Origin of the sequence: Streptomyces sp. AC550_RSS872 (assembly GCF_019049285.1) — a bacterium.
Lineage (GTDB): Bacteria > Actinomycetota > Actinomycetes > Streptomycetales > Streptomycetaceae > Streptomyces.
This window is the reverse complement of record NZ_JAGMUL010000015.1, coordinates 193,796-219,286: the sequence shown is the minus strand read 5'-3', so window position 1 is coordinate 219,286 and position 25,491 is coordinate 193,796. Positions and strand designations below refer to the sequence as shown.

Genomic DNA, 25,491 nt, shown 5'->3' with positions numbered 1-25,491 from the left:
CCGTGCCGGGCGGACGCGACCCGTGTCCGCCCGGCGCGGCGTATCAGCGGATGTCCTCGGGGTCGAGGTCCTTGCCGACGACCAGGGTGACCACACCCGCCTCGGCATCCGACGCCTGGGTGGCCCGCACGCCGGGCAACCGGGCGGCCAGCGCCTCGGCCTGCTTCTCCAGGCCCGCGGGGTAGGTCACCGTCGTCCTGCCGGTGTCCTGCGGGGCGTTGCCCGTACCGGCGACGGTGACACCCGCCGTGCCCAGCTTCTCCGCGACGGTGGCGGCCCGCCCCGAGACTCCCGTGCCGTTGAGGACCCGCACGCGCACGGAGGAGGCGTACACGGGGTTCTTCGCGTCGGCCTCCAGTCGCTTCTTGTCGATCTCCTTGTCCCTGGCCAGGGAGGTGAACAGGTCGGCGGCCTGCGGGTACTGCCAGACGACGTTGGCCCTGTCGGTGGGCACGTCCGCCTCGCGCGGGTAGTTGGGCACGGTGAGGAAGGCCAGCCGGTCGCTCGGGATGCCCTTGAGCTCGGAGGCGAGTCCGTACAGCGGTTTGACGCCGGCCAGATCGGGGTCCGTGGTCAGGGACTTGGTGGCGGACCCCAGGAAGCCGTACAGCGCCTTCGGGTTGGTCAGCTTGCTCTGCGCCTTCTCGGCCAGGGCGTTCATGAACTCCTGCTGGCGTCCGATGCGTCCGATGTCGGAGTTGTCGCCGACCCCGTAGCGGACCCGTACATAGCCGAGGGCCTTCTCGCCCTCGACCGTCTGGCAGCCGGCGTCCATGTCCAGGCGGGCCTTCTTGGAGTGGATGGCCTGCTCCGGGCAGACCTCTATGCCGTCCAGGGCGTCGACCATGCCCTTGAAACCCTGGAAGTCGACGGACATGAAGTGGTCGATGCGCAGGCCTGTGTTGGCCTCGACCGTCTTGATGGAGCAGGCGGCGGCCCCGGCGACCTCACCGCTGCTGCCGCCGAGCGCGAACGCTTCGTTGATCTTGGCGTGATGCAGTGCGGAATCGCTCCCGTCGCCCTTGTCGCAGGCCGGTATCTCCACCCAGGAGTCACGGGGGAACGACACGACCGCGGCCCACTTCCGGTTCGCGGGGACGTGCAGCACCATCAGCGTGTCCGACTGCATGGTGTCCAGGTCCTTGCCGTATTCGGCGTTGGCACCGTCACGGCTGTCGGAGCCGACGACCAGGATGTTCTTCGAGCCCGGGCTGAGGTTCTCGGGGCGGTCGCCGCCGATCTTGTCGTCGACGTCGGCGGACTTGATGTTGTCGTCGAGGTCGTTGTAGACCCAGGCGCCCACCCCGGCGACACCGAGGACGACCACCGAGGTCACACCCCCGCCCCAGGCCAGGATCCGCCCCCGCCGCGTCAGCCGGGTCCTCCCCGCGCCGCCGCTCGCCGTACGTCGCCGCCGCCCTGTTCCACTCACCCGCGCCCCCTCTGTAGATGTACGTATGTCGTTGTACGGCCGAAAGGCCCCGGCCCCCTCACCATCAACAGACGACGATCTTCGCAACATCCGTTGCCCGGACCGCACGAATTTCTCGCGCCCTCGCCCGCCCAGCGACGCGGAGAGGCATCACCTCACGCAGGATCAGGGCCGTCGTCAACGCCGCCTTCCCGGTCGCGCAGGCAACCATCCGTCAGCCGGCGACCGTTACCCCAACCCCAACCCGTCACTCGCGTCCCCCGCGCCCCCACAGCGCCCCAGAAAGGCATCACCTCACACAGGACCAAGGCCGTCACCAACGCCGCCTTCCCAGCCCCCCCCAGACAACCACCCGCCCGCCGACGACCGTTACCCCAACCCCAACCCGTCACTCGCGTCCCCCGCGCCCCCACAGCGACTCAGAGAGGCGTCGCCGCCCGCAGGATCAGGACCATCGTCACCGCCGAGTTCGCCGACGACATCGCCGAGACGGCCGTCCCCGCGGCCGCGCCCCATGCCGCCAGCCCCACCGAGGTGAACAGCGACGGCCAGCGTCGCGCCAACGGAGCGGGGCCGAGCAGCGCGGCCACGCGGCGCGGGACCGGCCCGGGCGCGGCAAAACCCGCGAGCGTCGCGACCGGAGTACCCCGCGACACCAGCGCGGCCTTGCCGATCGCGCACGCCACGGCCCTTCGGCTGCCGACGGCTCGGGCGGCCTCTTCGTCGGCCCATCGCTCGGTGGTGTACGACACGGCCGTGCGCAGCGGGCGCAGGAACGGGTTGGCCCGCGCGGCCAGTTGGACGGCGAGCAGGAAGCGGTGGTGCCGCGCGGCCAGATGGGCGCGCTCGTGAGCGAAGAGCGCCCGGCGTTCGGCGGGTCCGAGGCGGTCCAGCAGGGCCGTGGTCACGACCACGCGGTCCCGGCGTCCGCCCGGCAGCGCGTACGCGTACGGCGCCTGGTCGGGGAGTACGGCGACCCCCGTCGCCGGCAGCCCGGCCAGCGCCCGGTGGGCCTGGCGGCGCACCCGGCCGTGCCGCCACAGGGTCCGCCCGCAGGCCGCGACCACCGCGCACAGAGCCGGAATCGCCGCCTTGCCGGCAACCTCGTCGAACGGCACGGCGGCCCGCACCTCGGGGTCGGACCAGCCGTCGGGCAGCGGGTTCCCCGGCAGTTGGGCGGTGCCCACGACCATCACCAGGCCCAGGCACACCGTGCTGCACAGCGCCATCACCGTGGCCACCGCGGTGAGCAGCCGGGTCGCGGTGCGGGGATGCAGATGCTGCTCGGCAAGGCGCGCGATCGGCCACGCAGTCAACGGCAGGACGAGCGGCAGAAAGACGAAGACCCCCATGAGGTGTCAGGATTCCCCTTCGCTCCCGGACTCACCCAGCAGCTCCCGCAGCAGCCGCTCGTCGTCCGGCCCGAGGCCGGTGACAAAGCTGGCCAGGACGGCCTCCCGGTCGCTCTCGCCGTCCAGCACCTTGCGCATCCTGTGCGCCGCCAGGCCCGCCTGGTCCGAGGCCGGCGTCCAGGCGAAGGACCGGCCGGTGCGCTCCCGGGTCACCGCGCCCTTGCCCAGCAGCCGGGTCAGGATCGTGATCACCGTCGTATAGGCGAGGTCCCCGCCGAGCCGCTCCTGCACCCAGCCGGCCGTCGCCGGGCCGTCCGCCTCTTGCAGCGCCGACAGGACCAGCGCCTCCAGCTCGCCCTGTCCCCGGCGCCCGGAACGCTGCCGGTGATCCGTCATGCCCTGTCTCCCTTCCGCTGACCTGTGCGTCATGTGCGACGCGTCGAGCGGTACATCGTAAGGAAAGCAGAGGCAGCACAGGAGAAGCGGAGGCCGCCCGCCACTCAATCTACAGTGCTGTAGATTTCAGGGGTGCCGGGGAGGCGCGCCCATGGCATGCTGCGGGATACCGCTCCACCTGCACCGACCCGCCGCTCCCCCCGGCCCTCCAGAAGGACAGGACCCTCATGTTCGGACTGAGCGAACTCGCGATCATCCTCCTCGTCGTCATAGCCGTCCTCTGCGCGAAGAAGCTGCCCGAACTGACGCGCTCGGCGGGCAAGTCGGCACGCATCCTCAAGGCCGAGGCCCGGGCGATGAAGGACGGGGACGATCCGGGGGTGCCCCGGGTGATCCAGGGGGAGACGGTCCACCCGGACGACCCGAAGCCCCAGGGCACACAGCAGCACTGACAGTGACCGACGAAGCCCGCTCCCCCGAGGTGCGCCACTCGCCACCGGCGCCACGGGCCGGCTGCGGCCGGGCAGCTTCCCGACCACCAGTGTCCGGCTCGTGCACCCGGCGGTGTCGATCCAGCTGGAGGAGAGAGAGCCGGACGCCCTGACCCGCCATCACCTCTAGCGCGAGGACCTCGTCCCTGCTCAGGGCCTGGGACAGCGGCCTGAGCGGGCGGCTCGGCGGGCCGGCGACCCGCTGGATCACCAGCCGTGAGGGCCTTCCGTCATGTGCAGGAGGAACCGTCCGAGGGGGCTCGCAGGACGTCGACCAGGGCGGTCACCGTCGGCCGGCCCTCGGCGAAGGAGCGGACCACGACCACGATGTGACGTTCCATCGTCTCCTCCAGCTCCAGCACATCGAGGCGGGACGGGCGCAGCCGCAGCATCAGGTCCGTCACGACGCTGACGCCCACGCCGGACTCGACCAGGGCGAGGGTGGCGGCCGTGTCGGTCACCTCGTGGAGGACCTGTGGTTCGAATCCGGCTCGGCGGCAGGCAGTGAGCACGGCACGGCCGTAGTAGCTGCCGACGGACGGCAGGATCCAGCCCTGTTCCCCGGCGTCGGCGAGGGAGATACGCCGTCGGCCCGGCATCGCTCCCGCGGGCACCGCGAGCGAGAAGCGCTCCCGGAACAGTTCCCGCACCCGCAGCGACGGATCTCGCGGGATGGGTACGTCCGGGTAGTCGAGGCCGAGCGCCAGGTCGACGCCGCCGCCGGCGACCGCTTCGTACACCTCGTCCACGTCCATGTCCCGGCTGCGCACGGTGACGCCCGGGTGCAGGTCGCGGATCCGCCGCAAGGCCGGAGGCAGGATCTCGGCGGCGGCGGTCGCGAAGAGCCCGATCCGCAGCGTCCCGGAGATCTCGTTGCGGGTGCGTTCCAGCGCTTCGACGGCCTCGGCCTGCGTGGTGAGGATGCGCTCGGCGTGCAGGGCCAGGGTCGCCCCGGCGTCGGTGAGTTCGACCCGGCGCCCGACCTTGCGCAGCAGCTGCATGCCGGTGGCCTTCTCCAGCGCCGCGATCTGCTGGGAGACACCGCCGGGGGTGTATCCGAGGGCCTCCGCGACAGCGGTGAGGGTGCCGCGCCGGGTCAGTTCCACCAGGGCGCGCAGCTGCGCACTCGTCCAGTCCATGTAGGAACTCTAAAAGGTCTCTCGCAGTAACTGTTGATGGACGTCAAGGTTTGGGTTGCTGCACGATGACGCACAGATAGCTGATCGGCATCCCTGTGTACCTCTGTACTCACAGCATGCAAGGGAGTGGCCCGTTGTCCTCCTCCGTCCACCGTGCCGTGCCGTCCTCCGCCGATGTCGTGGTCATCGGTGGCGGCGTGATGGGTGCGAGCATCGCGTTCCACCTGACCGAGGCGGGGGTGCGCAACATCGTCGTCGTCGAGCGCGGTGACCTCGGCCGCGGCAGTTCGGGCAAGCCGATCGGGGGCGTGCGCGCCCAGTTCTCCGACCCGCTCAACATCGAGTTGGGCAGCCGCAGCCTGCGGGCCTACGGGGACTTCCCGCACCGGCCGGGCGCCGACATCGGGCTCGACACCGTCGGCTACCTCTTTCTGCTGGACGACGAAGAGCAGGCGAGCACCTTCGAGGCCGCCGTCGCCCTCCAGAACAGCCTGGGCGTGCCGAGCCGCATGATCGGTGCCGACGAGGCGCTGCGCCTGTGTCCCTACATCAGCACCGACGGCCTGGTGGCCGCCGTCCACTCCCCCACCGACGGACACGCCCGCCCCGGCCTGGTCGTCCAGGGATACGCCCGGGCGGCCGCACGCTCCGGCGTCACCCTCGCCACCCACACCGCCGTCACCGGCCTCGACACCGCCGGGGAACGCGTCACCCGCGTGCACACCAGCCACGGACCCATCGTCTGCGGCACCGTGATCTGCACGGCGGGCGCATGGTCGGCGCAGATCGGCGCCATGGCCGGGGTCGACCTCCCCGTCCGGCCCGTGCGACGGCAACTGGCGTTCACCGAACCGCTCGCGCCGCCCGCACCGCGCATCCCGTTCACCATCGACTTCTCCTCGAGCGCCTACTTCCACAACAGCGACGACGGGCTGCTGTTCGGGCTGGCCGACCCCGGGCAGGAGGACGGCTTCGACACCACGTGGACCCCGCAGTGGCTGGAGCTGTTCCGCGCCGCGGCCCGCCGCCGCGCCCCGGCGCTGGCCGGCCTGCGGACGGTCGGCGGCTGGGCGGGCCTGTACGAGGTCACGCCGGACCACAACGCTCTGATCGGCCGCTCGGCCCGGCTGCCCAACTTCCTTTACGCGACCGGGTTCTCCGGCCACGGCTTCCTCCAGGCGCCCGCGGTCGGCGAGGTCGTACGCGACCTCTGCCTCGGCCGTGAGCCGTTCACCGACATCTCCCCGCTCAGCGCCGACCGGTTCCACCACGGCGCCGGGATCCGCCCCGAAGCCCACGTGGTGTGACCCCCGTAGAAAGGCCGACGCATGGCAACGATCAGTCAGTGGCAGCTGCGGGCCGCGTTCGCAGCGCGGCTGTCGCGGATGTACGGGCAGGAGGTGCCCGCCTACAGCACGCTCGTGGACGTTTCGCGCGAGGTCAACGAGGACGTCCTCGGTGAGCAGGGCGCCGACGCCGAGCGCCTGGGCTCCATCGGCCGGGTGACGGCCGAACGGCACGGGGCCATCCGCGTCGGGACACCCGGCGAACTCCGGCAGGTCGCCCGTGTCTTCGGCGCCCTCGGCATGCGTCCGGTCGGCTTCTACGATCTGCGGGAGGCCGCCGCCAGCGCGGTGCCCGTCGTCTCCACCGCCTTCCGCCCGGTCGACGGCGAGGAACTGGCCCGCAACCCCTTCCGGGTGTTCACCTCCCTGCTCACACCGGCCGACCCCCGCTTCTTCGACGCCGAGCTGCGCGCCCGCCTGGAGGCCTTCCTCGCCGCCCGCGAGTTGTTCCCGCCCGAACTGCTGACCCTGGCCGACCGCGCCGAGGCCGACCGGGGGCTGCCCGAGGGCGACGCCGAGCGGTTCCTCCAACTGGCCGTCGGAGCCTTCGAGTTGTCGAGCGAGCCGGTCGACAGGGCGTGGTACGGGACCCTGGAGCGGATCTCCGCCGTCGCCGCGGACATCGGCGGCGTCCGCAGCACTCACATCAACCACCTCACCCCGCGCGTCCTGGACATCGACGAGCTGTACCGCCGTATGACGGAGCGCGGCATCGAGATGATCGACACCATCCAGGGCCCGCCGGCCTGGAAGGGCCCCGACGTCCTGCTGCGGCAGACCTCCTTCCGGGCGCTGGCCGAGCCGCGCGCGATGCGTCTCGCGGACGGCAGCGTCGAGAGCGGCGCCCTGCGGGTGCGCTTCGGTGAGGTCGAGGCCCGCGGCATCGCCCTCACCCGCCAGGGCCGCGCGCTCTACGACCGGCTTCTGGGCCGTGTCGACGAGCGGGCGGCCCGCAGCCCCGCCGAGTCCCGCGGGGACATCGCGCGCGCGGTGTGGGAGCAGCACATGCCGGGCAGCGAGGAGGAACTCGCCGCGCGGGGACTGGCGTACTTCACCTACCGGCTCGTGGACGACCGGACCCGTGACGGGAGCGGGCCGCCCGCCACCCTCGGCGAACTGGTCCGGCAGGGCTGGGTACAGGCCGAGCCCATCGTCTACGAGGACTTCCTGCCCCGCTCCGCCGCCGGAATCTTCCAGTCCAACCTCGGCGGCGAGGGCATCCGCGACAACGACCGGGAAGGCACCGCCTACGACGCGGCCTGGCTGTCCGGCGCCATCGGACGCGAGGTGCTGGATCCGTTCGCGCTCTACGCGGAGCAGCGCAACGCCTCCCTCGCGCAGGTGAGCGAGCGGCTCGGCCTCGCCCCCCTCACCGCCCACACCCCCTGATCTGACAAGGAGCGTCATGACCCGCACCGTTCTGCCCACGACCGACGAGCTGCGCGCCCGCGCCCGGACGGCCCTGGACCGCATCGGAGCCGTTGTTCCCGAGGGCGGCGACTTCCAGGCCCGCACGCCCCTGACCGGCGAGGGCCTCTTCGCGCTGCCGGCCGCCACCGGGGCGGACACCGACGAGGCGATCACGGCCGGTCGTGCGGCCTTCCTGACCTGGCGCACCACGCCCGCCCCGCGCCGCGGTGAACTCGTGCGCCGACTCGGCGAGTTGCTGCGTGAGCACAAGAGCGACCTGGCGGACCTCGTCACCATCGAGGCGGGCAAGATCCGCTCCGAGGCGCTGGGCGAGATCCAGGAGATGATCGACATCTGCGAGTTCGCGGTCGGTCTGTCCCGGCAGCTGTACGGCCGTACGATCGCCTCCGAACGCCCCGGCCACCGTCTCGCCGAGACCTGGCATCCCCTCGGTGTGGTCGGCGTGATCTCGGCGTTCAACTTCCCCGCCGCCGTGTGGTCGTGGAACACGGCCGTCGCCCTCGTCTGCGGCGACACCGTGATCTGGAAGCCCTCCGAGCTCACCCCGCTGATCTCCCTGGCCTGCGACCATCTGCTGGCCCGGGCCGCCGACGAGGTCGGAGCGCCGCGCGACGTGCACCGCCTGCTGCTCGGCGACCGCTCGGTGGGCGAGAAGCTGGTCGACGATCCCCGCGTCGCCCTGGTCAGCGCCACCGGTTCGACCCGCATGGGCCGCGAGGTCGGCCCCCGGGTCGCCGCGCGCTTCGGCCGCAGCCTGCTCGAACTCGGCGGCAACAACGCCGCGATCGTCGCTCCGTCCGCCGATCTGGACCTCGCCGTCCAGGGCATCGTCTTCGCCGCGGCCGGCACGGCGGGCCAGCGCTGCACCACCCTGCGCCGGCTCATCGTCCACCGCGACATCGCCGACACGCTCGTCGAGCGGCTGACCGCCGCCTACGGCAGGCTCCCGATCGGCAGCCCGTTCGACGAGACGACCCTGGTCGGCCCGCTGATCTCCGCCAAGGCCCTCGACGCCATGCGGGCCGCCGTCGCCCGCGTCCAGGCCGAGGGCGGCAAGGTACTGGCCGGCGGCAACCGGCGGCTCGCCGAGGCCGCGCCCTCGGCCGCCTACGTCGAGCCGGTCCTGGTCCGCGTCGAGGAACAGTCCGACGTCGTACGGGAGGAGACCTTCGCGCCCATTCTGTACGTCCTCACCTACGACACCCTCGACGAGGCCATCGCCCTGCACAACGACGTCCCCCAGGGCCTGTCCTCCAGCATCTTCACCCGCGACCAGCAGGAAGCCGAGATCTTCCTCTCCGCGGCCGGCTCCGACTGCGGCATCGCCAACGTCAACATCGGCACCTCGGGAGCCGAGATCGGCGGCGCGTTCGGCGGTGAGAAGGACACCGGCGGCGGCCGCGAGTCCGGCTCCGATGCCTGGAAGGCATATATGCGCTCGGCCACCAACACCATCAACTACTCCGGCGAACTCGCCCTCGCCCAGGGGGTCAGCTTCCTCTGATCGAGCCGGCGGACGCACTCCGGCTCATATCCAGGTGTCGAACCACATCCGGGCGTGCCAGTCGGCGTACGGGATCGTCTGGCCGGTGTAGACCGGGAAGAAGTGGATGAAGTTCCAGGCGATCAGCAGCGCCAGCGCGCCCGCCGGCACCGCACCCCACACTCGGCGTTTCTCGCTCGCCCCCCGTGGCCCCAGCAGCGCGCCGAGCACCATCGCCACGGCCAGGCACAGGTACGGCACGAAGACGACCGCGTAGAAGGAGAAGACCGTACGGTCCTGGTACAGGAACCAGGGCAGATAGCCGGCGCCCACCGCGCACAGGACGGCGCCGGCCCGCCAGTCGCGGCGCAGTGCCCAGCGGTAGAGCAGATACAGCAGCGCCCCGCACGCCGACCACCACAGCAGCGGTGTGCCCAGCGCGAGTATCGCCTGCGAGCAGTCGGCGGTCGTGCCGCAGCCGTCCCGCCCGGCCGGCACCGACTCGTAGTCGAACAGCACGGGGCGGCCGAGGACCAGCCAACTCCAGGGGTTGGACTCGTACTTGTGGAAGGAGTGCAGCCCGACATTGAACTGGTAGACCCCGTACTCGTAGTGCCACAGGCTGCGCAGCGACGCCGGGATCCACGACCAGGTGCCGCCGCGGCCGTCCGCCCAGTGGCGTGCGTAGCCGTTGTCGGACAGGAACCAGCCGGTCCACGTCAGCAGATACGTCACCACGGCGACCGGCACGACGGACAGCACCGACCAGCCGAGGTCCTTGCGCAGAACGGCGAGGTAGGGGCGCCGCGCCCCCGCCACGCGACGGGCACCGACGTCCCACAGCAGGGTCAGGACCATGAAGAAGGCGAGAAAGTACAGGCCGTTCCATTTGGTGGCGGCCGCGAGTCCCAGGAAGAGACCGGCGGCGAGGCGCCACGGGCGTATGCCCGTCCCGACCCGGTCGCCGGTGAGCGCGTCGGGGCGGGCGCGGTCGTCCTCGCCGACCGGCAGGGCTGCCGCGAGCCGGGCCCGTGCGTGGTCGCGGTCGATGAGCAGGGATCCGAACGCCGCCAGCACGAAGAACATGACGACGAGGTCGAGCAGCGCCGTACGGCTCATCACGTAGTGCAGTCCGTCCACCGCCATCAGCGCGCCGGCCAGGCAGCCCAGCGCCGTCGAGCGGAACAGGCGGCGGCCTGTCCGGCACAGCATCAGCACGGACAGCGTGCCGAGGACGGCCGTCATGAAGCGCCAGCCGAACGGGGTGAGGCCGAACCCCCACTCGCCGAGCGCCATCACCCACTTCCCCATCGGCGGATGCGCGACGAAGGCCCCGGTGTCGGAGAGCGGGATCACCTGAGGATCCGCGAGTATCTGCGGGTCGGCGACCTTACGGTCCGGCCAGGTGCCCTCGTAGCCCAGCTTCAGCAGGGACCAGGCGTCCTTGGCGTAGTAGGTCTCGTCGAAGACGAGGCTCCGGGGGCTTCCGAGGTGCCAGAAGCGAAGCGCCCCGGCCAGGACGGCGACGAGTACGGGCCCCAGCCAACTCATCGCCTGTGCGGCCCGAGGCGCCCGCGCATGCTCGGGGAAGGGCGGGACGAGACGTTCGCGGGTGTCGGTGCGGGGGCCTGCGGTGTACCCGAACAGGCGTAGACGATCCCGCCAGTTGTCGGCTGCCGTGGCTGGAGGGGTGCCGTCGAGGACGTGGGCACGCGACACGCTGCTACTCGTCATCGGACGACCTTAATGGGACGGCCTCGAACGGACTGAACCGAGCCGGGCCGAGCCCAGCAGGGCGGCGGGGCTTCGCGCACGGCCACACAGAGCGAGGTCCAGGAAACATCCCGTTCACATCAGTCGACCCCCACGGAAACAACCGCTTTCTAACGTGGCAGCCCGTGGGATCGGAATCGTATACAGGCCCTCCTGAGGGCTCATGACGATCCGTCGGCTCCCCGTCCTGCCGACGACGCCGAGCGGGGCTCCCACGCATCCCCCCACCACCCGAACCGAGCGCCACCGGGAGGCGTGACATGAGCACCACAGAGTCACGGTCGGCTGCGACAGACCCCACACCATCCGCCGACCAGGCGGTCAAGGAGACTCTGGAGGACTACACCCTCCGTTTCGCGCCGCGCAGTTACCGCCGTTGGACCCCGATGGTGGTGGCCACGACCGCGCTCGGCGGCATCGCCTACATGGCCGACTTCTCCATCGGCGCCGGCATCGGCCTGGCCCACGGCACCGGCAACGCGCTGCTCGCGATAGCCGTCGCGGCCGTCGTCATCTTCGTGACCGGATTCCCACTGGCCTACTACGGGGCCCGCTACAACATCGACCTGGACCTCATCACCCGCGGATCCGGCTTCGGATATTTCGGTTCGGTCCTCACCAGTGTCATCTTCGCCAGCTTCACCTTCATCTTCTTCGCCCTCGAAGGCTCCATCATGGCCCAGGGCCTGAAGCTGGGCCTCGGACTGCCGCTGTGGCTGGGCTACCTGGTCTCCACGCTCATGGTGATCCCTCTGGTGATCTACGGCATGAAGGCGCTGAGCAAGCTCCAGGTGTGGACCACGCCGATCTGGCTGCTGCTGATGGTCGGCCCGCTGGTCTACCTGGTCGCCACCGACCCCGGCACCGTCGACCGGTTCCTCGCCTACGCCGGCACCGACGGGGAGGGCGGCGTCAACACCGCGGCCGTACTGCTCGGCGCGGGCGTGTGTCTCTCGCTGATCGCGCAGATCGGCGAGCAGATCGACTACCTGCGCTTCATGCCGCCCAAGACCGAGGCGAACAAGCGCGCCTGGTGGACGGCCGTGGTGATGGCCGGGCCCGGCTGGGTGGTGCTGGGCGCCCTGAAGCAGGCCATCGGCGTGTTCCTCGCGGTCTACATCCTGGCCGAGGTGGGCCCCACCGCGGCACCGGAGCCGATCCAGCAGTTCAAGCACGCCTTCGACGCTATGCTGCCGTCCTGGATCGTCGTCCCGCTGGCCGTCGCCCTGGTCGTGATCAGCCAGATCAAGATCAATGTGACGAACGCCTACTCCGGCTCCCTGGCCTGGACGAACTCCTTCACCCGCGTCACCGGACGCTACCCGGGCCGCATGATCTTCGTCCTGGTCAACCTGGCCTTCGCGCTCGCGCTGATGGAGGCCGACATGTTCAGCTTCCTCAACAGCATCCTGGGCTTCTACTCGAACTGCGCCATCGCCTGGGTCGTCACCGTCGCCACCGACATCGGCGTCAACAAGTACCTGCTGAAGCTCTCCCCGCTCCAGCCCGAGTTCCGCCGGGGCATGCTCTACGCCGTCAACCCCGTGGGCGTGGTGGCCTTCGTCGCCGCCTCCGGCCTCTCCATCGCCATGTACTTCCACGCACTCGGCGACACCCTCCAGCCGTACTCCCCAGTCGCCGCCGCGGTCATCGCCTTCGTCCTCACGCCGCTGATGGCCGTGGTCACCAAGGGCAGGTACTACCTGCGCCGCACCGACGACGGCATCGCCGAGCCGCTCCTGGACGAGGACGGCAACCCCAGTGCCGTCACCTACGACTGCCATGTGTGCCGGCAGCGGTTCGAGCGCCCCGACGTGGCGTCCTGCCAGACGCACGACGCCGTCGTCTGCTCCCTGTGCCTGAGTACGGACAAGGTCGGCGACCACGTACTGCCGGCCGCGCCCGCTGTCACCTGACGGCGCTCCACCCCGACGACACGGCGAAGGGCTCCCGCAAGCACCTGCTTGCGGGAGCCCTTCGCCGTGTCACGTGCGGCGGCAGTACCTCACTCGCCGCCCTCCAGGTCACCCTCGGTCTCCAGGTACACCTGCCGCAGCGCCTCCAGCACCGCCGGGTCCGGCTTCTCCCACATGCCGCGCGACTCCGCCTCCAGCAGCCGCTCGGCGATGCCGTGCAGGGCCCAGGGGTTGGCCTCCTGGAGGAACTCGCGGTTGGTGGGGTCCAGGACGTAGGTCTCGGTGAGCTTGTCGTACATCCAGTCGGCGATCACGCCGGTCGTGGCGTCGTAGCCGAACAAGTAGTCCACGGTGGCGGCGAGTTCGAAGGCACCCTTGTAGCCGTGGCGGCGCATCGCCTCGATCCACTTCGGGTTGACGACGCGGGCGCGGAAGACGCGCGAGGTCTCCTCGACGAGCGTGCGGGTCCGGACCGTCTCGGGGCGGGTGGAGTCGCCGATGTACGCCTCGGGGGCGGTGCCGCGCAGGGCGCGGACCGTGGCCACCATGCCGCCGTGGTACTGGAAGTAGTCGTCGGAGTCGGCGATGTCGTGCTCGCGGGTGTCCGTGTTCTTCGCCGCGACCGCGATGCGCTTGTACGCCGTCTCCATCTCGTCGCGCGCCGGACGGCCGTCGAGTTCACGGCCGTAGGCGTAGCCGCCCCAGACCGTGTAGACCTCGGCGAGGTCGGCGTCGGTGCGCCAGTCGCGGGAGTCGATGAGCTGGAGCAGTCCGGCGCCGTACGTACCGGGGCGGGAGCCGAAGATGCGGGTGGTGGCGCGGCGTTCGTCGCCGTGGGCCGCCAGGTCGGCCTGGACGTGGGCGCGGACGTGGTTGACCTCGGCCGGTTCGTCCAGCGAGGCGGCCAGTCGTACGGCGTCGTCGAGCAGGCCGATGGTGTGCGGGAAGGCGTCCCGGAAGAAGCCGGAGATGCGCAGGGTCACGTCGATGCGCGGGCGGCCCAACTCCTCGTACGGGATGGCCTCCAGGCCCGTCACCCGGCGCGAGGCGTCGTCCCAGACGGGGCGGACGCCGAGCAGGGCGAGGGCCTCGGCGACGTCGTCTCCCGCCGTGCGCATCGCGCTCGTGCCCCAGAGGGACAGACCGACGGAGGTGGGCCAGTCGCCGTTGTCGGTGCGGTAGCGCTCCAGCAGCGAGTCCGCGAGGGCCTGGCCCGTCTCCCAGGCGAGGCGCGACGGAACGGCCTTCGGGTCGACCGAGTAGAAGTTCCGGCCGGTCGGCAGGACGTTGACCAGGCCGCGCAGGGGGGAACCGGAGGGGCCGGCGGGGACGAAGCCGCCGTTCAGGGCGTGCAGGGCGTGGTCGAGTTCGGCGGTGGTCGCGGTGAGGCGGGGGACGACCTCGCGGGCGGCGAACTCCAGGATGGCGGCGACCTGTTCGCCGTGCTCGGCGGGTACGGCGGCCGGGTCCCAGCCCGCGTCGTCCATCGCCTGGACCAGGGCGCGGGCCTTGTCCTCCGCCTCGTCGGCGGTGGTGCGGGTCGCGGCGGACTCGTCCAGGCCGAGGGCTTCGCGCAGGCCGGGCAGTGCGGTGGTACCGCCCCAGATCTGGCGGGCGCGCAGGATGGCCAGGACCAGGTTGACGCGGTCGGCGCCGGCCGGCGCGTGGCCCAGGACGTGCAGGCCGTCGCGGATCTGGGCGTCCTTGACCTCGCACAGCCAGCCGTCGACGTGCAGGAGGAAGTCGTCGAAGCCGTCGTCGTCGGGCCGGTCGTCCAGGCCGAGGTCGTGGTCGAGCCTGGCGGCCTGGATGAGGGTCCAGATCTGGGCGCGGATGGCCGGGAGTTTGGCCGGGTCCATGGAGGAGATCTGGGCGTACTCGTCGAGGAGTTGCTCCAGGCGCGCGATGTCGCCGTAGGAGTCGGCGCGGGCCATCGGCGGGACGAGGTGGTCGATGAGGGTGGCGTGGACACGGCGCTTGGCCTGGGTGCCCTCGCCGGGGTCGTTGACCAGGAAGGGGTAGATCAGCGGCAGGTCGCCGAGGGCCGCGTCGGGGCCGCAGGCGGCGGACAGGCCGGCGTTCTTGCCGGGCAGCCACTCCAGATTGCCGTGCTTGCCGAGGTGGATCATCGCGTCGGCGCCGAAACCGCCGTCCTCGGCGCGGGCCGCGATCCAGCGGTAGGCGGCCAGGTAGTGGTGGGAGGGCGGCAGGTCCGGGTCGTGGTAGATGGCGATGGGGTTCTCGCCGAAGCCGCGCGGCGGCTGGATGAGGATCAGCAGGTTGCCGAAGCGCAGGGCCGCGAGGACGATGTCGCCCTCCTTGTTGCGGCTGCGGTCGACGAACATCTCGCCGGGCGCCGGGCCCCAGTGCTCCTCGACGGCCGTCCGCAGCTCCTGAGGGAGCGTGGCGAACCAGCGCCGGTAGTCGGCCGCCGGGATCCGCACCGGGTTGCGGGCCAACTGCTCCTCGGTGAGCCAGTTCTGGTCGTGGCCGCCGGCCTCGATGAGTGCGCGGATCAGTTCGTCGCCGTCGCCGGAGGCCAGGCCGGGGATGTCGCTGTCGCCGAAGTCGTAGCCCTCGTCCTTCAGCCGCCTGAGCAGCGCGACGGCGCTGGCGGGGGTGTCCAGGCCAACCGCGTTGCCGATCCGGGAGTGCTTGGTCGGGTAGGCGGACAGGACCAGGGCCAGGCGCTTGTCGGTGGCCGGGATGTGGCGAAGACGCGCGTGGCGTACGGCGATTCCGGCGACGCGCGCCGCCCGCTCGGGGTCGGCGACGTAGGCGGGCAGGCCGTCGGCGTCGATCTCCTTGAAGGAGAACGGCACGGTGATGAGCCGGCCGTCGAACTCGGGCACGGCGATCTGGCTGGCGGCGTCGAGCGGGGAGACGCCCTCGTCGTTCTCCTCCCAGGCGGACCGGGATCCGGTCAGGCACAGGGCCTGGAGGATCGGCACGTCGAGGGAGGTCAGGGCGCCCGCGTCCCAGGACTCGTCGTCGCCGCCCGCGGATGCCTCGGCGGGCTTGGTGCCGCCCGCGGCGAGCACGGTGGTGACGATGGCGTCGGCGGCGCGCAGTGCGTCGATGAGTTCGGGCTCGGGAGCCCGCAGGGAAGCGACGTACAGCGGCAGCGGCCGGCCGCCGGCCTCCTCGATCGCGTCGCACAGGGCGCTCACGAAGGCCGTGTTGCCGCTCATGTGGTGGGCGCGGTAGTACAGCACGGCGATGGTCGGGCCGTCGGCCCGGGACTCGCGCTCCAGCGGGCCCCAGCTCGGCGCGGGCGCCGGTGCCTCGAAGCCGTGGCCGGTCAGCAGAACCGTGTCCGACAGGAACCGGGCGAGCTGCTCCAGATTGGCCGGGCCGCCGTGGGCGAGGTAGGCGTGGGCCTCGGCGGCGATGCCGACCGGGACCGTGGAGGCGGCCATCAGCTGGGCGTCCGGGGCCTGTTCGCCGGTGAGGACGACGACCGGGCGGCCGTCGGCGAGCAGCAGGTCGAGGCCCTCCTGCCAGGCGCGCAGACCACCGAGGAGGCGTACGACGACCAGGTCGACGCCGTCCAGGAGCGCGGGCAGGTCGTCGAGCGGGAGCCGGGCGGGGTTGGCGAAGCGGTAGGGCACGGGGCCGTTCGCCGCACGGGCGCTGAGCAGGTCGGTGTCGGACGTCGACAACAGAAGGATCATGCGGCGTCGGCCTTCCTCGGGGTGTCCGCGCCCCGGGTGGTGTCTGACGGCGGGAGTTCCTGACTCACCCGACCCTGGCGGGGTGGGCTCACAGTGGCGGGACCGCGCCGGATTCGCACCGGCTTCCTCCCCTGTCGCCGTCGTGGCGGTGGCGGACCGGATGATCCACCGAGAAGCATAGTAAGGGCCACGGGAACAGCCGTCGGCATGCGGAGGCGGCGGCGTACGGTCGCCGGGGCGGTCGGTATGCTCGCCGCCATGTCCACGCCCTCCATCCGTCCGTCGTCCCAGGCCACAGGGGCCACACGGGACCGCGACGACGCATGCCCGGGCGCACTGAGGCTCCACACGGCGGACGACGGCGCACTCGCCCGGATCCGGATTCCCGGGGGTGTGCTTCAGGTCGGTCAGGCGCGGGAAATCGGCCGGGCCGCGCTCGAACTCGGCGACGGGGAGCTGCATCTGACCTCGCGGGGCAACGTCCAGCTGCGCGGTCTGCCGACCGGCTGCGGCAGGGAGTTGGCGGGCCGGCTGGAGGCGGCCGGGCTGCTGCCGTCGTGGCGGCACGAGCGCGTGCGCAACGTGGTGGCCTCGCCGCTGTCCGGTCTGGACGGGCGCGGCCACACCGACGTACGGCCGTGGCTGCGGGCGTTGGACGAGCTGCTGTGCGCGAGCGAGGCGGCCGCCCGGCTGTCCGGGCGGTTCCTGTTCGCGCTCGACGACGGGCGCGGGGACGTGGCCGGGCTCGACGCGGACGTGACGCTGCGGGCGGCGCCGGACGGAGCTGTGTGGCTGCGGGTCGGGGCCGCCGACTCCGTCGCCGTCCTGAGCGCCGAGGACGCCCCTCGGGCCGCGCTTCTGGCCGCCGAGGTGTTCCTGGAGGCGAGTGCCGGCCAAGTCTGGCGGGTGGCCGAACTCCCGGCTCCTGCCGATGAGTTGGCGCACGAGGTCGTACGGCGGCTGGGGGCCGGGCAGGTCTCCCCGGCCTGGCCGCTCGCGGGCGAGCCGTCCCCCTCCGCCGGCGTCGTCACCGGCCCCGACGGCACGACCAGCCTGTCCGTTCTCGCCCCGCTGGGCCGGCTCACCGCCGCCCAGTGGACCGAGCTGACGGCGACCGCATCCGGGGAACTGCGCCTGACACCTTGGCGGGGAGTGATCCTTCCCACAGTGCGCTCCGACCGGCTTCCCGGCCTAGACTCCGTCGGTCTGATCACGGACCCGTCCTCTGTCTGGATCGGCATCGGTGCCTGCATCGGACGACCCGGTTGCGCCAAGTCGCGGGCGGACATCCGTACGGACGCGGCCGCGTCGCTCGGCACGGGCGGCGGGCTGCCGGCGTACTGGTCCGGCTGCGAGCGCCGGTGCGGTCGTCCGCGCGGCGATCACGTGGACGTCGTCGCGGCACCGGACGGCGGCTACCTGATCTCCGTCGTGGAAGACGGCCGGGTTCGCGCCACGACGACGACCGACAACCCATCGAAGCTCGCCGCCGACCTGGCGGCGGCCCGCACGCATGACCTGTAGGAGCACGGTGTTCGAGTACGAGAAGGACGGTGCGGCCATCTACCGCCAGTCCTTTGCCACCATCCGCGCGGAGGCGGACCTCGCGGGCCTGCCCGCCGACGTCAGTCAGGTCGCGGTCCGGATGATCCACGCCTGCGGGATGGTCGACCTCGTGCGCGACCTCGCGTACTCACCCGGGGTGGTGGCGCGTGCCCGGGAGGCCCTGCGGGCCGGTGCGCCCATCTTCACCGATGTGCAGATGGTGGCCAGCGGCGTGACCCGTAAGCGGCTGCCCGCCGACAACGACGTGCTGTGCACCCTGTCCGACCCGGCCGTCCCCGAGTTGGCCGCGGAGATGGGCACCACGCGCAGCGCGGCCGCCATGGAGCTGTGGCGGGACCGGCTGGAGGGTTCCGTGGTCGCCGTCGGGAACGCGCCGACCTCGCTGTTCCGGCTCCTGGAGATGATCGAGGAGGGCGCTCCCCGACCGGCCGCCGTCATAGGTGTGCCGGTGGGATTCGTGGGGGCCGCCGAGTCGAAGGAGGCGCTGGCGGAACATCCGTCGGGCCTTGAGCACCTGATCGTCCGTGGCCGACGCGGGGGCAGCGCCATCGCCGCCGCCGCGCTCAACGCGATCGCTAGTGAGGAAGAGTGAGCGGGAAGCTGTACGGCGTCGGGCTGGGCCCCGGCGATCCGTCGTTGATGACCGTGCGTGCGGTGGAGGTCATCGCCGAGGCGGACGTGATCGCGTACCACAGCGCGCGGCACGGGCGGTCCATCGCCCGTTCGATCGCGGCGAAGCACATCCGGGAACACCACATCGAGGAACGGCTGGTCTACCCGGTCACCACCGAGACCACCGACCACCCCGGCGGCTACCAGGGCGCGATCGACGACTTCTACGCCGAGGCCGCCGCGCGGCTCGCCGCGCACCTCGACGCCGGCCGGACGGTCGCCGTCCTCGCGGAGGGCGACCCGCTCTTCTACGGCTCCTACATGCACATGCACAAGCGGCTCTCGGACCGCTACGACACCGAGGTCATCCCCGGTGTCACCTCCGTGTCCGCCGCCGCGGCCCGTCTGGGCACCCCCCTCGCGGAGGGCGAGGAGGTGCTGACCATCCTGCCGGGCACCCTGCCCGAGGAGGAGCTGACCGCCCGGCTCGCCGCCACCGACGCGGCCGTGGTGATGAAGCTGGGCCGTACCTTCACCAAGGTCCGCGGCGCGCTGGAGAGTTCGGGGCGGCTGGGCGATGCGCGGTACGTCGAGCGGGCCACCATGAGCGGGGAGCGGCTGGCCCAACTGGCCGACGTGGATCCGGAGTCGGTGCCGTACTTCTCGGTCGCCGTGCTGCCGAGCCAGGTCGACGCCGAGCCCGAAGTGCGGGAACTGGGCGAGGTCGTCGTGGTCGGGACCGGTCCGGCCGGTCCGCTGTGGCTGACTCCCGAGACGCGGGGTGCGCTCGCCGCCGCCGACGACCTGGTCGGCTACACCACCTACCTGGACCGGGTGCCGGTCCGTCCCGGTCAGCTCCGGCACGGCTCGGACAACCGGGTCGAGGCCGAGCGGGCCGAGTTCGCGCTCCAACTGGCCCGGCGCGGGCGGCGGGTGGCCGTCGTCTCCGGGGGCGATCCGGGGGTCTTCGCGATGGCCACGGCCGTCCTGGAGGTCGCGTCGGAGGAGGAGTACGCGGACATTCCCGTGCGGGTGCTGCCGGGGGTGACCGCCGCCAACGCGGCCGCCGCCCGCGCGGGCGCCCCGCTCGGGCACGACTACGCCACCATCTCCCTCTCCGACCGGCTGAAGCCGTGGGAGGTCATCGCCGAACGGCTGCACGCGGCGGCCTCGGCGGATCTGGTGCTGGCCCTGTACAACCCGGGCTCACGCAGCCGTACCTGGCAGGTGGCCAAGGCCCGCGAACTGCTTCTTGAGCACCGGGCGCCCGAGACCCCGGTCGTGGTCGCGCGGGACGTCGGCGGATCCGGGGAGCGGGTGCGGATCGTGCGGCTGGCCGAACTCGATCCGGCCGAGGTCGACATGCGCACGATCCTGCTGGTCGGTTCCTCGCAGACGCAGGTCGTACGGCGTGGGAACGGCGAGGACGTCGTCTGGACGCCGCGCCGCTACCCGGACGCGTGAGGCCGGGGCGCCTGCTCGGCTCCCTGTTCGGCGGGGACCGGTCCCGGTTCGGCGGGGGTGGGTCCCTGGGCCATCCCCGCCGTCCACTTCTCCTCGATCCGGCCGACCTTCCACACCAGCAGGGCGACGGCCCAGGTGGCGAAGAACAGTGCGACGACGACGTATCCGATGATGTTGAGGTCGAGTCCGGAGACCCGGTCCCAGAAGGCGCCGTGCAGGTGCGCCTTCTCGGCGATCAGGCCCAGCAGTTCGACGGTGCCGACGAGGAGGGCGACGGCGACGGACAGGCCGGTGACGGTGAGGTTGTAGGAGACCTTGCGGACCGGCTTGGAGAACGCCCAGCCGTAGGCGAAGTTCATGAACGAGCCGTCGATGGTGTCCAGCAGCGACATGCCGGCCGCGAACAGGACCGGCAGGCAGAGGATCGCGTACCAGGGCAGGCCGGAGGCGGCGCCCGAGCCGGCCAGCACCAGCAGGGCGATCTCCGTGGCCGTGTCGAAGCCGAGGCCGAAGAGCATGCCCAGGGGGTACATCTGCCAGGGCTGGGTGATGGACTTCATGACGCGGCCGAGGAGACGGTTCATGAAGCCGCGGTTGTCGAGCTGTTGCTCCAGTGCGGCCTCGTCGAAGTGGCCGGAGCGCATCTGCCGGAAGACCTTCCAGATTCCGGCCATGATCACCAGGTTGATGATCGCGATGAGGTAGAGGAAGGCCCCGGAGACGGTGGTGCCGATCCAGCCGGTGATGTCGTGCAGCCGGGAATGGTCGTCGGTGACCGGACCGGCCAGTGCCTTCACGCCCAGGGAGAGCAGGAGGGCGAGGACGAAGACGATGGTCGAGTGGCCGAGGGAGAACCAGAAGCCGACCGACAGCGGCCGCTGCCCCTCGCTCATCAGCTTGCGGGTCGTGTTGTCGATGGCGGCGATGTGGTCGGCGTCGAAGGCGTGCCGCATGCCCAGCGTGTACGCGGTGACGCCGATGCCGATGCCGAACGACTTCTCACCGAGGCTGTAGTGGTGCGGTGCCACGATCGCGACCAGCGTGAACCAGCCGATGACATGCAGCGCCACGATGAACGCGGCCATCGCGCCGAGGCTCGTCCATTCCTTGCGGGTCATCGAGGCGCGGATGCGGTGCCATCTCGGTGTCCGGTTCTTTTCAGCCACACTCTTGAGCCTGCTGCACACGGGTTGCAGGTAAAAGATCCACGCGGCAAAGCTCGGGTCAGGTTTCAGCCAGCGGCCGGGAAAGACGGACGGGTGGCCAACCAGCGCAGCGCCTGCTCGGGTTCGGCCACGATCCGCACCCCCTCGGGGACCGGTGGCCTGCGCACCACGACCACGGGCACCCCGGCCTCGCGTGCCGCTTGCAGCTTCGGCGCGGTGGCCGCTCCCCCGCTGTCCTTCGTGACGACCACGTCGATACGGTGCCTGCGCAGCAGTTCGCGTTCCCCGTCGAGGGTGAAGGGGCCGCGGTCGAGCAGCACCTCCATGCGGGGCGGGAGCGGCGGTTCGGGCGCGTCCACGGACCGTACGAGGAACCACAGGCCGGTGAGGTCCGCGAAGGCCGCGAGCCCCATGCGCCCGGTCGTCAGGAACACGCGCCGGCCGACCCCCGGCAGCAGCCGCGCCGCCTCCTCCAGCGAGTCGGCCTCGCGCCAGTCGTCCCCCGCCACCGGGACCCAGCCGGGGCGCCGCAGCGCGAGCAGGGGAACATGGGCGGTGGCGGCGGCCCGCGCCGCGTTGAAACTGATCCTTGCGGCGAAAGGGTGGGTGGCGTCGATGAGCGCGTCCACCTCGTGTTCGCGCAGCCACGCGGCCAGCCCGTCGGCGCCGCCGAAGCCGCCCACGCGCACCTCGCCGGGCGGCAGTCGGGGCGCGGCCACCCGTCCGGCCAGCGAGTTCGTCACGCGCAGCCCGGGCACGGGGTCGGCCGCCAGCAGTTCGGCGAGGCGACGGGCCTCAGTGATCCCGCCCAGAATCAGTACGTGCACGAAGTCCGGTTCCCTTTCGAAGAGTGAGGCATGACGAGCGAGGCCAAGGGCGGCCGCGGCGCCCAACTCAAGCACACCGGTCTACGGCACGGCTGGACGACCGGCGCCTGCGCGACGGCGGCGACGACGGCCGCGTACACCGCGCTGCTGACCGGGGAGTTTCCCGACCCGGTGCCGATCACTCTGCCCAAGGGCCAGACGCCGTCCTTCGCCCTGGCGGCCGAGGAACTGACGGACGCGTATGCCATGGCGGCCGTGGTGAAGGACGCGGGAGACGACCCGGACGTGACCCACGGCGCGCTGATCCGGGCGACCGTGCGGCGGCTGCCCGCCGGGGCCGGGGTCGTGTTCAAGGCGGGCCCCGGCGTGGGGACGATCACCCGGCCCGGACTGCCGCTGCCCGTCGGCGAACCGGCCGTCAACCCCGTGCCCCGGCAGATGATGCGCGACCATGTCGCCCTGGTCGCCGAACGGCACGGCGGCAGCGGCGACGTCGAGATCACCCTCTCCGTGGACCACGGCGAGGAGATCGCCCGCTCCACCTGGAACCCCCGCCTGGGCATCCTCGGCGGCCTCTCCATCCTCGGCACCACGGGCATCGTGGTCCCGTACTCCTGCTCGGCGTGGATCGACTCCATCAGGCGCGGCGTGGACGTGGCGCGGGCGGCCGGGCGCACCCACGTGGCCGGCTGCACGGGGTCCACCTCGGAGAAGACGGTCGTCGCCGCGTACGACCTCCCCGAGGACGCCCTGCTCGACATGGGCGACTTCGCGGGCGCCGTCCTGAAGTACGTCCGCCGCCACCCCGTCGACCGCCTCACGATCTGCGGGGGCTTCGCCAAACTCTCCAAGCTGGCCGCCGGCCACCTGGACCTGCACTCCGCCCGCTCCCAGGTCGACAAGGGCTTCCTGGCCGACCTGGCCCGGCGCGGCGGCGCGGACGAGGCGCTCGCCGCCGAGGTGGCGGCCGCCAACACCGGGCTGGCCGCCCTCCAGTTGTGCGCGGCGGCCGGGGTCCCGCTCGGCGACCTGGTGGCGGTCACCGCCCGCGACGAGGCCCTGGCCGTGCTGCGCGGCGCACCCGTCGCGGTCGACGTGATCTGCATCGACCGGGCGGGCACGATCGTGGGCCGCAGCACGCTGAGCGGACCTCCCTGACCACAACGCCCCAAGGGGCGCGGGGCTGTGACATGTGCGGCTCCGCCGCGTGGGCGCGACCAGCCACAACGAGCCCGCACACAAAAGACAACACATCGCGGCAATTCCGGTGGGGCACCTAGCAAACGTGCCGCTCCCGCTCCGGCGAGTACAGGTGGCTGTCCCGGAACTGCTCCGCGCCCAGGGTCCGGCCAACCATGATCACAGCCGTGCGCAGCACACCCGCTTCCTTCACCTGCCCGGCGATCTCGTCGAGCGTGCCCCGGATGATCACCTCGTCCGGACGCGAGGCGTAGGCGACGACGGCGGCAGGGCAGTCGGTGCCGTAGTGCGGAAGGAGCTCCTCCACCACACGGTCCACATACCTGGCGGCGAGGTGGAGCACGATGAGCGCCCCGCTGCGGCCGAGGGTGGCGAGGTCCTCGCCGTCGGGCATGGCGGTGGCACGGTGGGCGATGCGGGTGAGGATGACGGTCTGGCCGACGGTCGGTACGGTCAGCTCCCGCTTCAGCGAGGCTGCTGCGGCGGCGAAGGCGGGCACACCGGGGACGACCTCGTACGGCACCCCGGCCGCGTCGAGCCGGCGCATCTGCTCCGCGACCGCGCTGAACACGGACGGGTCGCCCGAGTGCAGCCGTGCCACGTCGTGCCCCGCTTCATGGGCCCGGACCAACTCGGCGGTGATCTCGTCGAGGTTGAGCTCCGCGGTGTCCACCAGCCGTGCTTCGGGCGGGCATTCGGCGAGCAGCTCGCGCGGCACCAGGCTGCCCGCGTACAGGCAGACCTGGCAGGCGGCGAGCGTACGGGCGCCACGCACCGTGATCAGGTCGGCGGCACCGGGGCCGGCACCGATGAAGTACACGGTCATCTGTCTGCTCCTGGAACGGGGTTGAGGGTTCGCTGCTCTTTCTGCACGGCCCACTGGGTCACCGGCATCGCCTGCCGCCAGCCGGTGAAGCCGCCCACGGGGACGGCGTGTGCCACGGCGAGCCGCACCAGCTCGCCACCGCGGCGCCGGTGGGCGTCGGCGAGCAGCGCCTCCGACTCCAGCGTCACGGTGTTGGCGACGAGGCGTCCGCCTGCGGGCAGCGCCTCCCAGCAGGCGTCGAGGAGGCCGGGCGCGGTGAGCCCGCCGCCGATGAACACCGCATCCGGCGTGGGCAGTTCGGCCAGGACGTCGGGTGCCGCGCCGGTGACGACGCGCAGGCCGGGCACGCCGAGCCGGTCGGCGTTGCGGGTAATGCGCTCGGCGCGCACCGGGTCGCGTTCGACGGTGACAGCCCGGCACGAGGGGTGCGTGCGCATCCACTCGATGGCGATCGACCCGGATCCGCCGCCGACGTCCCACAGCAGCTCACCGGGCGCGGGCGCGAGCACGCCCAGCGTTGCGGCGCGAATGTGGCGCTTGGTGAGCTGGCCGTCGTGCTCGTAGGCGGCATCGGGCAGTCCGGGTACGGCGCCGAGGCGCGGGGCGTCCGGGGTGCGGTGGCACTCGACGGCGACGATGTTCAGCGGGGCGCCGGGGGCTTCGCGCCACTCGTCGGCGGTCGTTGAGACGGTCGTGCGTTCCTTCTCGCCGCCGAGTTGTTCCAGTACCCGCATACGGCTGGGCCCGTAGCCGCGGTCCCGCAGCAGGGCGGCGACCTCGGCGGGGGTGCCGGCGTCGGCGCTGAGCACGAGCAGCCGTCGGCCCTCGTGCAGGGCGGCGGCAAGGCGGGCGGCGGGGCGGCCGACCAGCGTGACGACCTCGACGTCCTCCAGCGGCCAGCCGAGGCGGGCGCAGGCGTGGGAGACGGAGGACGGGTGCGGCAGGACGCGCACGGCACCGGCGCCGAGCACCTCGGTGAGGGCGCGCCCGATGCCGTAGAACATCGGGTCTCCGCTGGCCAGTACGGCCACGCGGCGGCCGGCGTGGGCGGCGAGAAGGCCGGGGACCGCGGGCCGCAGCGGCGAGGGCCAGGCGATGCGCTCCCCGGTGCACCGGGGAGGCAGCAGGTCCAGTTGACGCGGGGCGCCGATGACGACCTCGGCATCGGCCAACGCGGCGCGGGAGCTGTCCGGTACGCCTTTCCAGCCGTCGGCTCCGATCCCGACGACGGTCACGGCGGCGGGGGGCGGGGCGGGGCGTGCGGGGGTCACTGCGCGGTACCTCGGGGCTCGAAAGGGCAACGGAGAGGCACTCTACGGGGCGGTGGCCTGCGTGTCCTTCGTCGGGTACACCTTCACGGCGATCTCGCCGCCCACCTTGTCGCATCCTCTTTGCAA

19 protein-coding genes and 1 riboswitch are annotated in these 25,491 nt (G+C 71.9%); of the genes, 9 read left to right on the top strand and 10 right to left on the bottom strand.

What is annotated here, in order from left to right; all coding sequences use genetic code 11:
- Nucleotides 1–43: 43 nt before the first annotated feature.
- From KUM44_RS07295 to KUM44_RS07285, 3 genes are all read right to left on the bottom strand, one after another.
- Entirely contained in the window at nt 44–1,375 is a 1,332-nt protein-coding gene (locus KUM44_RS07295; RefSeq protein WP_374202020.1) for an LCP family protein, read from the bottom strand.
- A 476-nt stretch (nt 1,376–1,851) separates the two neighbouring features.
- On the bottom strand, nt 1,852–2,784 hold the full coding sequence (locus KUM44_RS07290) for a M56 family metallopeptidase (protein ID WP_217206932.1): 933 nt from the start codon (nt 2,782–2,784) through the stop codon (nt 1,852–1,854).
- A gap of 6 nt (nt 2,785–2,790) precedes the next feature.
- Nucleotides 2,791–3,180 (bottom strand): BlaI/MecI/CopY family transcriptional regulator, encoded by a 390-nt coding sequence (locus KUM44_RS07285; protein ID WP_217206931.1) that lies wholly within the window; start codon nt 3,178–3,180, stop codon nt 2,791–2,793.
- A gap of 227 nt (nt 3,181–3,407) precedes the next feature.
- Here KUM44_RS07285 and KUM44_RS07280 point away from each other — a divergent pair, with 227 nt between their 5' ends.
- A complete protein-coding gene (locus KUM44_RS07280; protein ID WP_217206930.1) occupies nt 3,408–3,632 on the top strand; it encodes a twin-arginine translocase TatA/TatE family subunit in 225 nt (74 codons plus the stop codon).
- 269 nt (nt 3,633–3,901) lie between these two features.
- Here the strand turns inward: KUM44_RS07280 and KUM44_RS07275 are convergent, their stop codons facing one another.
- Entirely contained in the window at nt 3,902–4,810 is a 909-nt protein-coding gene (locus KUM44_RS07275) for a LysR substrate-binding domain-containing protein (protein ID WP_217206929.1), read from the bottom strand.
- Between the two features lie 116 nt (nt 4,811–4,926).
- On the opposite strand from KUM44_RS07275, the gene KUM44_RS07270 reads away from it, so the two are divergent.
- The 3 genes from KUM44_RS07270 to KUM44_RS07260 are packed head-to-tail and all read left to right on the top strand — an operon-like array spanning nt 4,927 to nt 9,091.
- Complete coding sequence (locus KUM44_RS07270; RefSeq protein WP_217206928.1) at nt 4,927–6,117, top strand: FAD-binding oxidoreductase; 1,191 nt, start codon at nt 4,927–4,929, stop codon at nt 6,115–6,117.
- 21 nt (nt 6,118–6,138) lie between these two features.
- A complete protein-coding gene (locus KUM44_RS07265; RefSeq protein WP_217206927.1) occupies nt 6,139–7,545 on the top strand; it encodes a VOC family protein in 1,407 nt (468 codons plus the stop codon).
- Between the two features lie 16 nt (nt 7,546–7,561).
- Complete coding sequence (locus tag KUM44_RS07260; protein WP_217206926.1) at nt 7,562–9,091, top strand: aldehyde dehydrogenase family protein; 1,530 nt, start codon at nt 7,562–7,564, stop codon at nt 9,089–9,091.
- Nucleotides 9,092–9,115: 24 nt separating this feature from the next.
- On the opposite strand, the gene KUM44_RS07255 is transcribed toward KUM44_RS07260, so the two are convergent.
- Nucleotides 9,116–10,804, bottom strand: coding sequence for a dolichyl-phosphate-mannose--protein mannosyltransferase (locus KUM44_RS07255; protein ID WP_217206925.1), 1,689 nt, complete (start codon nt 10,802–10,804; stop codon nt 9,116–9,118).
- A gap of 299 nt (nt 10,805–11,103) precedes the next feature.
- Here KUM44_RS07255 and KUM44_RS07250 point away from each other — a divergent pair, with 299 nt between their 5' ends.
- A complete protein-coding gene (locus KUM44_RS07250) occupies nt 11,104–12,759 on the top strand; it encodes a cytosine permease (RefSeq protein WP_217206924.1) in 1,656 nt (551 codons plus the stop codon).
- 89 nt (nt 12,760–12,848) lie between these two features.
- On the opposite strand, the gene cobN is transcribed toward KUM44_RS07250, so the two are convergent.
- Nucleotides 12,849–16,433, bottom strand: coding sequence for a cobaltochelatase subunit CobN (gene cobN, locus KUM44_RS07245; protein WP_217206923.1), 3,585 nt, complete (start codon nt 16,431–16,433; stop codon nt 12,849–12,851).
- 30 nt (nt 16,434–16,463) lie between these two features.
- Nucleotides 16,464–16,609: riboswitch (cobalamin riboswitch) on the bottom strand.
- 82 nt (nt 16,610–16,691) lie between these two features.
- Here cobN and KUM44_RS07240 point away from each other — a divergent pair.
- Genes KUM44_RS07240 through KUM44_RS07230 form a run of 3 tightly spaced genes read left to right on the top strand, consistent with a single transcriptional unit; the run spans nt 16,692 to nt 20,075 of the window.
- Entirely contained in the window at nt 16,692–17,957 is a 1,266-nt protein-coding gene (locus KUM44_RS07240; RefSeq protein WP_254389152.1) for a nitrite/sulfite reductase, read from the top strand.
- A 7-nt stretch (nt 17,958–17,964) separates the two neighbouring features.
- The gene (locus KUM44_RS07235) at nt 17,965–18,591 is read left to right on the top strand and encodes a precorrin-8X methylmutase (protein WP_217206922.1); all 627 of its coding nucleotides are present in this window, start codon (nt 17,965–17,967) and stop codon (nt 18,589–18,591) included.
- Nucleotides 18,588–20,075, top strand: coding sequence for a precorrin-2 C(20)-methyltransferase (locus tag KUM44_RS07230; protein ID WP_217206921.1), 1,488 nt, complete (start codon nt 18,588–18,590; stop codon nt 20,073–20,075). The genes KUM44_RS07235 and KUM44_RS07230 overlap by 4 nt, the downstream gene beginning before the upstream one ends.
- Here the strand turns inward: KUM44_RS07230 and KUM44_RS07225 are convergent.
- Together KUM44_RS07225 and KUM44_RS07220 are read right to left on the bottom strand one after the other, a co-directional pair.
- Nucleotides 20,060–21,271, bottom strand: a complete 1,212-nt coding sequence (locus tag KUM44_RS07225; protein WP_254389201.1) for a HoxN/HupN/NixA family nickel/cobalt transporter — start codon at nt 21,269–21,271, stop codon at nt 20,060–20,062. The genes KUM44_RS07230 and KUM44_RS07225 overlap by 16 nt on opposite strands.
- Before the next feature lie 35 nt (nt 21,272–21,306).
- Complete coding sequence (locus tag KUM44_RS07220) at nt 21,307–22,068, bottom strand: cobalt-precorrin-6A reductase (RefSeq protein ID WP_217206919.1); 762 nt, start codon at nt 22,066–22,068, stop codon at nt 21,307–21,309.
- Nucleotides 22,069–22,098: 30 nt separating this feature from the next.
- On the opposite strand from KUM44_RS07220, the gene KUM44_RS07215 reads away from it, so the two are divergent.
- Complete coding sequence (locus KUM44_RS07215) at nt 22,099–23,226, top strand: cobalt-precorrin-5B (C(1))-methyltransferase (RefSeq protein WP_217206918.1); 1,128 nt, start codon at nt 22,099–22,101, stop codon at nt 23,224–23,226.
- Nucleotides 23,227–23,344: 118 nt separating this feature from the next.
- On the opposite strand, the gene cobM is transcribed toward KUM44_RS07215, so the two are convergent.
- Nucleotides 23,345–24,094: a precorrin-4 C(11)-methyltransferase gene (gene cobM, locus KUM44_RS07210; protein WP_217206917.1), complete on the bottom strand. Its 750-nt coding sequence runs from the start codon at nt 24,092–24,094 to the stop codon at nt 23,345–23,347.
- Nucleotides 24,091–25,365, bottom strand: a complete 1,275-nt coding sequence (gene cbiE, locus KUM44_RS07205; protein ID WP_217206916.1) for a precorrin-6y C5,15-methyltransferase (decarboxylating) subunit CbiE — start codon at nt 25,363–25,365, stop codon at nt 24,091–24,093. The genes cobM and cbiE overlap by 4 nt, the downstream gene beginning before the upstream one ends.
- Nucleotides 25,366–25,491: the final 126 nt, after the last annotated feature.

Coding starts and splice junctions, on each gene's coding strand:
- KUM44_RS07260 (WP_217206926.1), top strand. CDS start 7,562: ATGACCCGCACCGTTCTGCCCACGACCGACGAGCTGCGCGCCCGCGCC.
- KUM44_RS07285 (WP_217206931.1), bottom strand. CDS start 3,180: ATGACGGATCACCGGCAGCGTTCCGGGCGCCGGGGACAGGGCGAGCTG.
- KUM44_RS07290 (WP_217206932.1), bottom strand. CDS start 2,784: ATGGGGGTCTTCGTCTTTCTGCCGCTCGTCCTGCCGTTGACTGCGTGG.
- KUM44_RS07270 (WP_217206928.1), top strand. CDS start 4,927: ATGCAAGGGAGTGGCCCGTTGTCCTCCTCCGTCCACCGTGCCGTGCCG.
- cobN (WP_217206923.1), bottom strand. CDS start 16,433: ATGATCCTTCTGTTGTCGACGTCCGACACCGACCTGCTCAGCGCCCGT.
- KUM44_RS07215 (WP_217206918.1), top strand. CDS start 22,099: ATGACGAGCGAGGCCAAGGGCGGCCGCGGCGCCCAACTCAAGCACACC.
- KUM44_RS07275 (WP_217206929.1), bottom strand. CDS start 4,810: ATGGACTGGACGAGTGCGCAGCTGCGCGCCCTGGTGGAACTGACCCGG.
- KUM44_RS07240 (WP_254389152.1), top strand. CDS start 16,692: ATGTCCACGCCCTCCATCCGTCCGTCGTCCCAGGCCACAGGGGCCACA.
- KUM44_RS07280 (WP_217206930.1), top strand. CDS start 3,408: ATGTTCGGACTGAGCGAACTCGCGATCATCCTCCTCGTCGTCATAGCC.
- KUM44_RS07255 (WP_217206925.1), bottom strand. CDS start 10,804: ATGACGAGTAGCAGCGTGTCGCGTGCCCACGTCCTCGACGGCACCCCT.
- KUM44_RS07265 (WP_217206927.1), top strand. CDS start 6,139: ATGGCAACGATCAGTCAGTGGCAGCTGCGGGCCGCGTTCGCAGCGCGG.
- cobM (WP_217206917.1), bottom strand. CDS start 24,094: ATGACCGTGTACTTCATCGGTGCCGGCCCCGGTGCCGCCGACCTGATC.
- KUM44_RS07250 (WP_217206924.1), top strand. CDS start 11,104: ATGAGCACCACAGAGTCACGGTCGGCTGCGACAGACCCCACACCATCC.